We start from the raw sequence: 12,962 nt of genomic DNA on the forward strand, positions 1-12,962 counted from the left end.
ATTAAGAACAGGGCTCCATTCGCCATCGGTAGATGGAGTTTGGGCGAAAACTAAAGTTGTAAAAGCCGTTATAAGTATCGTTATAAAATAAGATGAAGGGGTAAACGTTTTCATTTTCAAATATTTAATAACAAAGGTAACTTGAAAAGCATTTTAATTATAAAATATTACGTTGAAATTAGACAATTAGTCGTTCTATAGCATTGAAGAAATATTTGGTTTATTGTAGCAGAAATTGGAGGCTTTCATATTTAGGATTTAGCAATTTTCCAACAATTTTAATATTTAAAATGTCATTATTTAAGGTGTTTTGTGGAAATCTTAATTTATTAGGATAATCAGTAGAAAATCATGAAAATCGTGTTGTTGTGATGCTGAATTCATAAATATGTTAAATAGTAGTTGAATTTGATTGAGAGATTTAATTATTTTAAAAAGGCTATTTATTCAATAGCCTTTTTAAGCTATAGGTATACTGTTTTTATTGCATTTTTTTCTGATCAGTCTTCTAAATAAAAATCTAAATAGCATAGATTTTCTATTATTTTCATTGTATTGAAAGTGTATGATCTTGTGGAAAAAAATATTCATTTTTTCTTTAACTAGCAGGAAAATTCTTTACTATTATCAAAAGCTATAGTTTTGACCTGTTCAGTTATTGAAATTCAATATTTAATCGATATTTTTTGATTGATATACTGCTTGTTTGTCAGTACATATTTTTTACATGATTACTTGGGTTTTTATAACTTTACATCATCAAATCTACCTTGACGGCAAAAACTTATAAAAATTATGGGTTGGACTTTTTTAGTGTATTTGCATGATAGCACCCAACATAGTTCGTTAGATTAACTTTTTTTAAGCAAGTAATTGTAAATCAATTACTTGAGAATTTTTTTATTTAGGGTATTTGGCTTCAATTCTAACTGTACTGTATAAATTAAATGTATAATTATTTTTGGATTTAAAGCATAAAAATTTCATCCAACCTTTTTATATTTTACAAGGGAAGGATTTAATTACTTCGTTTACAAGTGTTAATAGGTTGGTTAAATATGTGTATAATGAATATTGAAAACTATTCATTAAGTTTTGTTCAAATTTCTTAAGGCTACTTTCTTTAAAAGTTGAAGAGGTTTGATATCTATAGGTAGAATTGAATTTGAGTTCATTTTTATGGTTACCATTGTACGCTCTTCTAATAAAACTATTTGTTTTTGAGTGGTTTCAACTTAAAAAAACTAGAAATAGAACTTTATGTAAAAGATAAGTTGTATTTTTTTCTATGCTAAACATAAAATTCATTTGAACACGTAAGAAGAATCAAGAATTTGATTTTTTAATTCTCCTATTACATTATCTTTACTTGGCGTAAATAGATAAATTTCAAAAATTAGATTATTGACCTTATTTTTGATTACACATCGTTTAATGTAAAAGGCCATTAGGATTTCAATGATTATAAATTTTTTGAATGTGCAATTATTTGTAGTTAAACGAGTTTTTTAATGATTAAACGAATTAAACTCTTGTTAGGAATAACAATCAATAATCTATGGCTAGTTTAGCCGTAACAATTTAACTTTATATAATATTTTGGGCGTAGAAATTATTCATAAAAATAAAGTTTGGCTATCCTCTCCTCACATGGGAGGTGAGGAACAATCCTTTGTTGCAGAAGCATTTGAGCAAAATTGGATAGCTCCTTTAGGACCTAATGTAGATTCGTTTGAGCATGATTTAGAATCATACCTAGGTAGTGAATCTAAAGTAGCGCTCTTGAGTTCAGGAACAGCAGCAATTCACTTGGGATTGAAATTACTAGGGGTTGAAAGAGGTGATGATGTAATCTGTCAAAGTTTTACGTTTTCTGCATCAGCTAATCCAATCCAATATTTAGGTGCAAACCCTATTTTTGTAGATAGTGAAAAAGATACCTGGAATATTTGCCCAAGTTTATTGGAGAAATGTATTTTGGAAAGAATCGCTTTTGGAAAAAAACCAAAGGCAATTATAGCGGTTCATTTATATGGAATGCCCTATAAAGTGGATTTGATTAACTCGATATCACAAAAGTATAACATACCAATTTTAGAAGATAGTGCAGAAGCCTTAGGAAGCATGTTTAATGGTCAGAATTGTGGGACTTTTGCAGATATTTCAATTCTTTCATTCAATGGCAATAAAATTATAACGACCTCTGGAGGTGGAGCTTTGGTTACAAAAAATGTAGATATTAAATCAAAAGCGGTCTATTTAGCAACTCAAGCGCGAGATAATGCTCCTCATTATCAGCATTCTCAAATTGGTTATAATTACAGAATGAGCAATGTACTGGCAGGTATTGGTAGAGGGCAAATGAAAGTACTTAAGGACAGGGTTGAAGGACGAAGAAAAAACTACTCTACATATACCGAACAATTATCATCATTGACTAATATTGAATTTTTATCTGAACCAAAAGGATATTTTTCTAACAGATGGCTAACGTGTATCTTAACTAAATCTTTTGAAGTAAGAGAAGGTATTCGAAAAGCGTTGGAAGATGAAAATATTGAATCACGCCCATTATGGAAACCAATGCATATGCAGCCTGTTTTTGCTGAAGAATTGAATTATGTTAATGGTGTTTCAGAAGATTTATTTAATAGAGGTTTATGTTTACCTAGTGGAACTAATATTCCCAAGGAGGAATTGTTAAGAACTTCCGATATAATTAAAAAAATAGTAAAATGATACAAAACTATCTAAATAGCAGTTCACAAAGATTTGCATCTAAATGGTTTATTTTAACTATTGATGTTATTCTGTCTTGTATAGCTTTTTTAATTGCCTATTGTATACGTTTTAATTTGTCATTCAATTTTGACGTGTCACGGTTGAAATATCAGATACCTTTAGTCCTAGTTATTTCTATTATTTCATTTTTATTGACAGGTTCATATAAAGGTGTAATAAGACATACAGGTATAAGAGACGTTTATAATATTTTTAACGCCGTTTGCCTTTCGAGTATATTGGTGATTTCTACAATTCTGCTTAATAAAGAATTGAACTTTGTTAGTAATTTAACAATTCCTATATCAATAATCATCATTTATAGTTTATTGAGTTTTATTCAATTAATAGCAGCTAGATACGTTTTTAAGTCTCTATATAATAATCTTACTAATCGTAATTTTAAAACCACTAAGAACATAATGATATATGGAGCAGGTGATGCTGGTATATTAACTTATAATGCAATAACAAATCATACAAAAAGTAAAGTTAGGGTTCTTGGCTACATTGATGATGATATTCAAAAAGCAGGTAAGAACATAAATGGTGTAAAGGTATTTAGTAAGGCAACTTTAGATAAAACCTTTATTTCTAGAAATGGTTTGGATGAAATTATTTTTTCAATTCAAAATATTGAGCAAAAAAAATTAAAAAATTTAGTTGAAAGCTTTGTGGAATTGGATGTTAAAGTAAAAATCGTTCCACCAGTTGAAGATTGGATTAATGGAGAATTGAAGGCTTCTCAAATAAAACAGGTGCAAATTGAAGATCTTTTGGATAGAGCTCCAATTTCTATAAAGAATAGTAAGATTTCTTCTGAATTGACTGATAAGGTAATTATGGTTACTGGTGGGGCTGGTTCTATCGGTAGTGAAATTGTACGTCAAATATGCTCCTATTCTTATAAATCTTTAATTATTATTGACCAAGCAGAGTCAGCTTTATATGATTTGCAACAAGATTTAAAAAGAAATGGCTTTCATAATTTTATTCCTATAGTAGGCGATGTGAGAGATAAAAATAGATTGAATGCCATATTTGAGGAACATAAGCCAAATATAGTTTTTCATGCAGCGGCTTATAAGCATGTGCCATTAATGGAATATAACTCTTATGAAGCAATCAAGGTAAATATTGCAGGTACTAAAACTGTAGCTGATTTATCACTTGTGCATAAAGTTGAGAAATTTGTTTTTGTGTCTACCGATAAAGCTGTAAACCCTACCAATGTTATGGGGGCAAGTAAGCGGATTGCCGAAATGTATATTAGTTGTATGCAGCAGGAAAATAAAACTAAATTTATAATTACTCGTTTTGGAAATGTTTTGGGTTCAAATGGTTCTGTAATTCCTTTATTCAGAAAACAAATTGAGAACGGAGGACCTTTGACGTTAACTCATAAGGATATTACAAGATATTTTATGACTATACCTGAAGCATCTCAACTGGTGTTGGAAGCAGGAGCGATGGGTAAAGGGGGTGAAATATTCATTTTTGACATGGGTGAATCGGTTAAGATATTTGACTTAGCAAAGAATATGATTAAATTATCAGGTCTTAGATATCCAGAGGATATTGATATTAAAATTACAGGACTAAGACCAGGGGAAAAATTATATGAAGAATTATTAGCTAATGGTGAAAATACACTTCCTACTTATCATAAGAAAATAAAAATAAGTAAAGTGAGAGATTTAGAATATTCTTTAGTTCGTTCTAAAATAGATGAGTTATGTATTACCAATATGTTTTTTAATGGAAATACTGTAAAATTAATGAAATTCATAGTGCCAGAATATGTTTCTAAAAATTCAGAGTTATGTGAATTTGATAAGAAATCGCCTGATGGAGAACAAGAAAAAATAAAATTAAAAGTCGTTGAATCTTAAAAATGAGTACATCAAATAATTTTAAATATGTTTAAACTTAAAAGACTTAAATCAATAGTACTAGCTTTAATAGGTATAGTGGTTATTTCGTCATGTGGTTCGAAAAAAGAAGTAGTTTATTTTCAAAATGCTTCGGATTATGAAACTATTGTCAGTGATAACTCCCATAATAATAAATTTAAAATTGACGATGTAATAGGAATTCATGTTTCAACTCTTGATCCAGAACCTAGTATTCCTTTTAACCTATATAGCGGGGCCACCGAAGGTGGAATAAGACCTGAACAGATAGATTACATAATTGATAAGAACGGTGAAATTGATTTTCCTGTTATTGGTAATATTAAATTAGTAGGATTGTCACCAGAGGAAACTAAATCCTTGTTAGTAGAGAAATTGGTGCCATACTTAAAGGATCCTATAATCAATATTAGATTGAGGAATTTTTCTGTTACTGTATTAGGGGAAGTAAGTAGACCGGGAACCTATTTTGTTAATGGTGAACAAATTACAGTTTTAGAAGCATTAGGCCTAGCAAACGATCTTACTATAAAAGGGAAGAGAGACAATGTTTTAGTTATAAGAGATTTTAACGGTACAAAGGTGTATACACGAATAGATTTAACAAAAAAAGAGTCTTTAAATTCACCTGTGTATTATTTAACACAAAATGATGTGGTTTATGTTGAGCCTAATAAATCTGCTATCACAGCATCTGCATTAGATAATAGAGCGTCAATATTAGTTTCCATTGCATCACTTTTAATAACTTCCACTGTTTTAATTCTTACTAGATAATAAATGTAATTTTTGTTAGTTTTCATTATTGCATATACTAATAGAATATAAATTTTAAGTGAGCTATGAAATCACAAGAATCCCTTAATACAAATATTGACTTAAATGATATTATTAAGTCTTATACACGACATACTAAATGGTTTGTTATTTCTGTAATTATTGCCATAATAACTGCATTTATATATATTAGATACGCTACACCAGAATATGCTGTTAAGGCCAAAATACATATTTTAGAAGATAAAAATTCAGGTTCGGAACTTTCTGCTTTTAGTGATTTGGGTCTTTTAGGCGGTGGTAAAAATAATGTAGAAGATGAAATTGAAATTTTCAATTCACGGGCAAATTTTATTGAGATATCAGAAAAATTAAAGCTTAATTTGACTATTACTGAATTGGGTAATGTTAAAAATAGCGAGGTTTATTCTAATAGACCAATTAATATTAGTTTTTTAGAGAGCGATTCTATTATAAATAGAGCAACACTTGATTTTTTTATTGATTTAAATTCGGAAAGCACTTTTGGTTACAGTCTTGAATCGGATGGGGCTGTTAAAATGTTTTCTTTTGGTGAAAATATACCTACAGAAGCGGGGGATATAGTGATTACACCAAATTTAAAGTATCTTAAAAATTATACTAACCAAAAATTTCAAGTTAGCTTAAGACCTATCGTTGCAGTTGCGGAAACATATCAGAAAAAAGTTGTAGCTATTCCAGCTATGGAATTTTCAAATATTATAAATTTATCTTTGAATACGGCTATTAAGCAAAAAGGTATTGATATTCTGAATGAATTAATTTTTGTATATAATCAAAACGCGATTAATGATAAAAAAATAATTGCAGATCGTACTTCTAATTTTATAGATGATAGGATTGACGAAATTTCATCTAATTTGACTTCTGTTGATCAATCAGCCGAGGAATTTAAAACTGAAAAGGGTTTAACCGATATAGCAAGCGAGTCAAACATAGCCCTTAATGTTGGTGCGGCGAATAGGCAAGAATTGGAAAATGCCAGAACCCAAATGAATATTGCGGCAGGTATGAACAGTTATTTGTCGGAAGAGAATGGTTACGAAGTATTACCTTCTAATGTTGGATTAACTGATGGCACTATAGCTAGTACTACTGCAAAATACAATGAATTAGTTCTAGAGAGACAGCGACTTTTAAAGAGTGCAGATGAACAAAATCCGATGATAGTTAATTTGGACCAACAATTGACTGGTCTTAAATCTACCATTAAATCTAGTTTAACTGGTGTAGAAAGAAATCTTGGTATGCAGGTTAATAATCTATCAAGTCAAATGGCTAGGATCAATTCTAAAATATATTCTGCTCCAAAGAATTCTAGGGCTTTAAGAGATATAACTCGAAAACAAGAGACTACCGAATCATTGTATCTTTATCTATTACAAAAAAGAGAAGAGTCTCAAATTACTTTAGCATCTAGTACTGCTAAATCTAAGGTTATAGATAATGCGCACTTAGTTCAGTTAAATCCAATTAGCCCTAAAAAACCCTTAATATATTTAGCTTCTATAATACTTGGGTTTTTGTTACCTTTTTCAGTTATCTATGGAAGGCAGGTTTTGGATAATACTATTTCTAGTAAGACAGAATTAGAAAAAATAATAAGTAATGTGCCAGTTTTAGCGGAATTACCACAAGTTGGTAAAAATGAAGAAAAGTTGGTAATGAAGGATGATAGGTCTGTTCTTAGCGAATCAATGCGAATTTTGAGAACTAATTTAGATTACATTATGAAATCTAAAAAAGGTAGTAAAAATAACGTAATTTTTGTAAGTTCTAGTGTGCCAGGCGAAGGTAAAACATTTGTTGCATCAAACTTATCAATGATTCTTTCTAGCACTGATAAAAAAGTGTTACTTATAGGTGCAGATGTTAGAAACCCAAAGCTTTATACTTTTTTTACGGGTAAGAATGTTGATCAATTAGGAAAGTCTAAGAGGAATATAGACATAGGTCTGACAGAATATTTAATTGATGATTCAATCGATACTAAAAGTATAATTAATACTTTATTAGTACATACGAATACAATTGATTTGATTTATTCAGGTAAAATACCACCTAATCCTTCAGAACTTTTGATGAATGATAGATTTGGGAAATTAATTGAAGAAGTTTCTCTAGATTATGATTATGTAGTAGTGGATACAGCCCCTTTAATGGTTGTTACAGATACTTTATTACTGACAAAGTATTCACATCATCTGCTTTATGTTGTTAGAGCAGGTAGTACTGAGAAAAAAGTTTTAGAATTTCCTATGCAATTAAAAGAAGAAGGGAAAATAAATGGTCTGGCTTTTATTGTAAATGGGGTAAAAGATTCTGATTTAGGTTACGGAGGAAAATATGGTTATGGTTACAGCAAAACCAGTCAAAAATGGTGGAAGTTTTAAGCCATTTTATTTGAAATTATAAATAGTTTTTTCAATTATAGGTTTAATAAGCATCAGTGTTTTTTCATTGATGCTTATTTTTTTTAAAGAATTCAGCTGAGAAATTTTGTGAACATCACTAGCCATAAAATCTATTAAATTATTCTTTAATAACCAATTGGCTGCCTGATTTACTTCTTTACCATAATAATCACTCAAGGACAACATGTTTAATTGAAATAGTAATCCTTTTCCTTTTAGTTTCTTATATTGCTTTACGTGATTATGCAAATACGCATACCTTTCAGGATGAGCAAAAATAGGGAATAGACCAATGTCTGAAATTAATTTTACGGACTCGTTAAAATTAATCGAAGCTTGTAAATAAGACATTTCTATAAGGAGGTAGCTTTTTGAAAGCGGCATAAATTTATGGTCTTCAAGAAGTTTTTCGAACCCAGAATCTATCATATGCTCGGCTGCAACATCAATGTTTACATGGTCTAAATCATTCATTTTCAGCCCGTTTTTAAGTAAAATAAGAGAACTATTTATTGTTGTAGGATTATTAGGATAATAATTTTCCATTATATGCGGCGTACATATAAAATCAGCAACTCCAAATTCACCAAAACATTTTATAAGTTCGATAGACTCATCTACAGTTTTTGCACCATCATCTATACCGGGTAATATATGATTATGAATATCAATGAAACCGTCAAGATGGTCAATTAAAAAATGTTTTTTACTAAAAAAGCTGAACATAAAGTTGATGTGATTTTTATTATTTGCCGATACAGGAATTTTAATCCTATATAAATAAGTAGCTACCGTGATTTGAGGTACAATAAGTCCCGGAAAGTGCACGGAAATTATCAGTACCTAATATTTATGCAAATATAGTGTATAGCTATGGGTTAATTTTTATGGCTATCAAATGAATCTGAACTTAATCTGCACTTCAAATAATTTTGAATCCGTGCTTTAAGCTAACGTTTTTTTATTTTCAATTCCGCCCTGCATCTATCCTAACTCTGACCATACATTCTAAAAATATCTATGTAATTGGTCATAGCCGAAATAGGATACCTAAGGAATCTTAACCTATCGATTATTAAGATTTTATTACAAAATAACGCTTTAGCTTAATTATTGATTTCTAGAAGAATATTAAATAATTCGCTAATGTTCAACATTTTTAAACCTGAACCACTTGAAAGGAAGATTACTTGAAACTAAACAGTTAGCTATAGATATTATAAAAATATGAATCTGTTGACGGTATCATTTGTATTAAACGATTAAATACCTTTTTAATATGATTCATTCGTTCCTTATTGAACTTTATTTTTTATTTAAGGCTCATGACATTTAAAGGGCATTATCCTCCATCAGGTCACTGATAGCTTCTGCGACCAAGGGGGTGACATTGATGATATCGACCTTCTTTTCCATGAGTTCTTTACTCAGTCGTTGCGGAGGAATACTGTTCGTTATCACAATATTATCCAAGGCTGGATTTTTCAGCGTTTCATTAGCTGCAACTGAAAAAATGCCATGTGTGGCCACCGCATAGACTTTTTTAGCCCCGGCTTGTTTACATGCCTTGGCGGCCCTTAGCAGGGTAGTTCCAGTACTAATGAGGTCATCTATAATGATGACGGTTTTGGCACGGACCTCTCCAAAGATCTGTGCTGTTCCCCCAACGACGCCTTCACTACGGGTTTTGTGCATTACGGCCACAGGAATTGGTATTTTTTGTTCTTTTTCGAGGGTTTTCGCAAATGCCATGGCACGTTTTATACCTCCGCTATCTGGGGATAATACCACGGTTTCGGTTTTTTTAAGCAATGGTGTAAAATAGGTCGCAATAAAACCCTTGGCTTCTAGGTGGGTTGTAGGTATCCGGAACGCATTTTCAAAGGCCTGTACATTATGTACATCTAGGGTCACCAACCTATCCGTTCCTAGGGCCTCGAATAAACGGGCAATATATTGGGTGGTAATCGGGTCATGGCTCTTGGTTTTTTTATCTTTTCGGGAATAGCACAAATATGGAGCGATTACCGTAACCGTGGTTGCCCCCGCATCTTTTAACGAACCGATAAAAAACAATACCCGGCACAGTTTGTCATTGACCGTTAGTTGGGGGTCTCCATAGAGGCTGTATATGATAAAGATGTCCTTGTTCCTCACATCTACCAATGACCGTATCTTATGTTCCCCTTCCGAAAAGTCCCGCTCCTCGTGGGCGCTCAAAGTGCCCCCTATAGCTTCTGCGACCATACTGCCAAAAGCTTTACTGGGTTCCAATGCAAAAATCAGGTTTTTGGTAGTGTTCATTAGATTTTATTTGATGTAGTAGCCATGTTTTCCGTGAAATTGAAAAAAACAAAAACACAATACAATGATATTAGTCAGCCGCAATCGATGATCTACATCATTGTAAAAGGGGAATAGGCCTTATAATTTTATTGACATCGTGGTAGGATGGTAAAACACGGTACATGCACAAAAAAAGTCAATTTAAAACAGGGTATTATGGCACACTCCAATACATTTAATTTTAAATATGTACTGACATTATTTTTGGGCATGGGCATAGCGCTTGTACTTTTCTCCCGTAAAAGGGTTGCGGAAAAGACCGGTGAAAAAACATTGAAGAGTCCATGGGTGATGAAGACAAAGTAGCTATAGAAGATGAGAAAATAGTTATTGAAACCGATGAAGGTACCTTTACCACAAATGCAACGGTACATAGTTGGCCCAAGAAAATTTCTGGGGAAGTACCCAAATTTACATACGGTGAAATAACGGCGGTTACTACGCAAGAAATGGAAGGAGACAAGAACCGGGTACTCATTTTTGAAGAGGTGCCCCAAACTGCCCTGAAGCAATATAAGGAGCAGCTGGAGAGCAAAGGTTTTGAAATCAAGTACACGGCCACTGCCGGAACCGGCGGCCATCCCACCTGTGAAAAAGGGAAACTCACCGTGATGGTTATGGTGGGGGATGGGAGTGTTACGCTTACCATTGGTTCACAACAGTGAGAAACTTTAAGAATAGATAATGGCACAAAAAATCACCTTATGTTTCTCTGGCGATGTAATGACGGGGCGTGGTGTTGATCAGATACTGCCGCATCCGAGCAGTCCCGTACTGTATGAATCCTATGTAAAAGATGCACGCCACTATGTGGAACTGGCCGAAAAAGTGAACGGACCCATACCACGCCCCGTAACGTACGACTACCCCTGGGGAGATACGCTAAAGCATATGAAAGATGCGGATGTGCGTATTATAAACCTGGAAACAAGTATCACCTATAGTGAAGCGTATGTGGACAAGGGGATTAACTATCGTATGCACCCCAAAAACATCCCTTGCCTTACCGAAGCAGATATCGATTGTTGTGTATTGGCGAACAACCATGTTATGGATTGGGGTACAGCGGGATTATTGGAGACTCTTGAAACCTTAAAAATGGTCGGAATCGGGTATTCTGGAGCAGGTAGGGACCGTACGGAAGCCAGCGCACCTGCAATTATTGAAATGGGAGGCAATGGCCGCGTGTTGGTGTTTTCCTTCGGTTGTACCTCCAGTGGTATTCTACAGTACTGGAAGGCAACAGAGAACAGCTCTGGGGTCAATGTACTCGATGATTTTTCCATGGAAACCGTGGAGCGCATCAACCAATTGGTCACTACCTACAAACAACCAAATGATGTGGTCGTTGCCTCCATCCACTGGGGCGGTAACTGGGGGTATGAAATTCCGCTTACACATCGGTATTTTGCATATCACCTGATCGACCAGGCACAGATTGATATTATCCACGGACATTCTTCCCATCACTTTTTGGGCATTGAGGTGTATAAACAAAAACCTATACTCTTTGGTTGTGGCGACCTATTGAACGACTATGAGGGCATTAGCGGACACGAATCCTACAAGGCCCAACTGGGGTTCCTATATTTTGTGGAAGTTACCACTACTGGGGAGCTCACTAGCTTGCAACTGGTACCTACGGAAATAAAAAAGCTTCATTTAAAATGGCCCAATAAAAAAGACCGCCGTTGGATGCAAAAGGTCTTGAAGAGGGAGTGTAAGCAGTTTGGTGCCCAGGTGAATTTAGTGGACAATGGTTCTTTCTTTTTAGGCTGGACCTGAAGAATTGGTTACAGTGCTCGACTTTCCGCATGATTTGTATCATTGTGTATTTGCCAAGATGTCCACACATTGCTTTGATTAGACATAACCGACCAGAAAAGGGGGGAACCTAACAAATGCATTATAGGACCACTTATAAAAATACCATTATGAAAACTAAAAAAGCTAAGAGACTTATTTTAAAATATTTGGGTCTCGCCGTATTCCTTTTATACACCGGTAGTTATGCCCAAGAACAGATTGGGGGCTGGGACCCAGAGCTTGAGACAAAGGCATTGGAAACCATAATCCTGTTCAAGGAAAAAGATCCTGGATTGGTGCGTTTTTTTGAGGAAGCCTATGGGTATGCTGTTTTTCCTGGGGTGGGAAAAGGTGCAGTAGGTTTTGGTGGTGCACATGGCTCAGGGGTGGTTTTTGAGTCGGGCGAGCCTATCGGAAAGGCTACTATGACCCAGATTACGGTTGGGTTTCAGTTTGGCGGACAAGCCTATAGCGAGCTTATATTTTTTGAGGATGAAAAGGCAATGAAACGGTTTAAGCGTGGAAAATTCAAATTTGCCGGGCAGGTCTCCGCCGTAGCGATAACTTTAGGTGCCTCCGCAGATGTGGCCTACCAAAACGGTGTTGCAGTAGTTACCATGACTAAGGCTGGCCTAATGTATGAGGCTTCATTAGGGGGACAAAAATTTACCTTCCGACCTAAAAAAGAATAAAACCGAAGCAAGGGATACGCATCGTTCGAGTTTAGTTTTATTTGTAACGATACAGGAATTTTAATCCTATATAAATAAGTAGCTACCCTGATTTGAGGTAAAAAAAAGTCCCGGAAAGTGAACGGAAATAAGCGATACATTAATAATGATTTATGAAATTAACTATTAGACGGTAATTTCTCATAGATATA

General features: G+C 33.7%; 9 protein-coding genes. 7 read left to right on the forward strand and 2 right to left on the reverse strand.

The window, feature by feature from the left end; all coding sequences use genetic code 11:
• Positions 1–1,650: 1,650 nt before the first annotated feature.
• The 4 genes from AACZ41_RS11805 to AACZ41_RS11820 all read left to right on the forward strand — a co-directional run bounded on the left by AACZ41_RS11805 (position 1,651) and on the right by AACZ41_RS11820 (position 7,906).
• Positions 1,651–2,739 (forward strand): DegT/DnrJ/EryC1/StrS family aminotransferase, encoded by a 1,089-nt coding sequence (locus tag AACZ41_RS11805; protein WP_339628788.1) that lies wholly within the window; start codon positions 1,651–1,653, stop codon positions 2,737–2,739.
• On the forward strand, positions 2,736–4,673 hold the full coding sequence (locus AACZ41_RS11810) for a nucleoside-diphosphate sugar epimerase/dehydratase (RefSeq protein ID WP_339628678.1): 1,938 nt from the start codon (positions 2,736–2,738) through the stop codon (positions 4,671–4,673). Before AACZ41_RS11805 ends, AACZ41_RS11810 begins: the two co-directional genes overlap by 4 nt.
• A 27-nt stretch (positions 4,674–4,700) precedes the next feature.
• Entirely contained in the window at positions 4,701–5,471 is a 771-nt protein-coding gene (locus AACZ41_RS11815) for a polysaccharide biosynthesis/export family protein (RefSeq protein WP_339628679.1), read from the forward strand.
• A gap of 65 nt (positions 5,472–5,536) precedes the next feature.
• A complete protein-coding gene (locus tag AACZ41_RS11820) occupies positions 5,537–7,906 on the forward strand; it encodes a polysaccharide biosynthesis tyrosine autokinase (RefSeq protein ID WP_339628681.1) in 2,370 nt (789 codons plus the stop codon).
• A 6-nt stretch (positions 7,907–7,912) separates the two neighbouring features.
• Here the strand turns inward: AACZ41_RS11820 and AACZ41_RS11825 are convergent, their stop codons facing one another.
• Both AACZ41_RS11825 and AACZ41_RS11830 read right to left on the reverse strand, forming a co-directional pair.
• Positions 7,913–8,653: a CpsB/CapC family capsule biosynthesis tyrosine phosphatase gene (locus tag AACZ41_RS11825; RefSeq protein WP_339628682.1), complete on the reverse strand. Its 741-nt coding sequence runs from the start codon at positions 8,651–8,653 to the stop codon at positions 7,913–7,915.
• Positions 8,654–9,259: 606 nt separating this feature from the next.
• Entirely contained in the window at positions 9,260–10,231 is a 972-nt protein-coding gene (locus AACZ41_RS11830) for a ribose-phosphate pyrophosphokinase (protein WP_339628683.1), read from the reverse strand.
• 326 nt (positions 10,232–10,557) lie between these two features.
• Between AACZ41_RS11830 and AACZ41_RS11835 the strand changes: the two genes are divergently transcribed.
• From AACZ41_RS11835 to AACZ41_RS11845, 3 genes are all read left to right on the forward strand, one after another.
• Positions 10,558–10,938 carry a hypothetical protein gene (locus AACZ41_RS11835; protein WP_339628684.1) on the forward strand — a complete coding sequence of 127 codons (381 nt, stop codon included), beginning with the start codon at positions 10,558–10,560 and terminating at the stop codon, positions 10,936–10,938.
• Positions 10,939–10,957: 19 nt separating this feature from the next.
• On the forward strand, positions 10,958–12,058 hold the full coding sequence (locus AACZ41_RS11840) for a CapA family protein (protein ID WP_339628685.1): 1,101 nt from the start codon (positions 10,958–10,960) through the stop codon (positions 12,056–12,058).
• 149 nt (positions 12,059–12,207) lie between these two features.
• On the forward strand, positions 12,208–12,771 hold the full coding sequence (locus AACZ41_RS11845; RefSeq protein WP_339628686.1) for a lipid-binding SYLF domain-containing protein: 564 nt from the start codon (positions 12,208–12,210) through the stop codon (positions 12,769–12,771).
• Positions 12,772–12,962 lie beyond the last annotated feature (191 nt).

The organism is uncultured Maribacter sp. (genome assembly GCF_963974015.1).
Classification (GTDB): Bacteria; Bacteroidota; Bacteroidia; order Flavobacteriales; family Flavobacteriaceae; genus Maribacter.

Bases quoted from the DNA above. Each gene is read 5' to 3' on its own strand.
- AACZ41_RS11840 (WP_339628685.1), top strand. From the start codon at position 10,958: ATGGCACAAAAAATCACCTTATGTTTCTCTGGCGATGTAATGACGGGG.
- AACZ41_RS11820 (WP_339628681.1), top strand. From the start codon at position 5,537: ATGAAATCACAAGAATCCCTTAATACAAATATTGACTTAAATGATATT.
- AACZ41_RS11810 (WP_339628678.1), top strand. From the start codon at position 2,736: ATGATACAAAACTATCTAAATAGCAGTTCACAAAGATTTGCATCTAAA.
- AACZ41_RS11825 (WP_339628682.1), bottom strand. From the start codon at position 8,653: ATGTTCAGCTTTTTTAGTAAAAAACATTTTTTAATTGACCATCTTGAC.
- AACZ41_RS11845 (WP_339628686.1), top strand. From the start codon at position 12,208: ATGAAAACTAAAAAAGCTAAGAGACTTATTTTAAAATATTTGGGTCTC.
- AACZ41_RS11815 (WP_339628679.1), top strand. From the start codon at position 4,701: ATGTTTAAACTTAAAAGACTTAAATCAATAGTACTAGCTTTAATAGGT.
- AACZ41_RS11830 (WP_339628683.1), bottom strand. From the start codon at position 10,231: ATGAACACTACCAAAAACCTGATTTTTGCATTGGAACCCAGTAAAGCT.
- AACZ41_RS11835 (WP_339628684.1), top strand. From the start codon at position 10,558: ATGGGTGATGAAGACAAAGTAGCTATAGAAGATGAGAAAATAGTTATT.
- AACZ41_RS11805 (WP_339628788.1), top strand. From the start codon at position 1,651: ATGGGAGGTGAGGAACAATCCTTTGTTGCAGAAGCATTTGAGCAAAAT.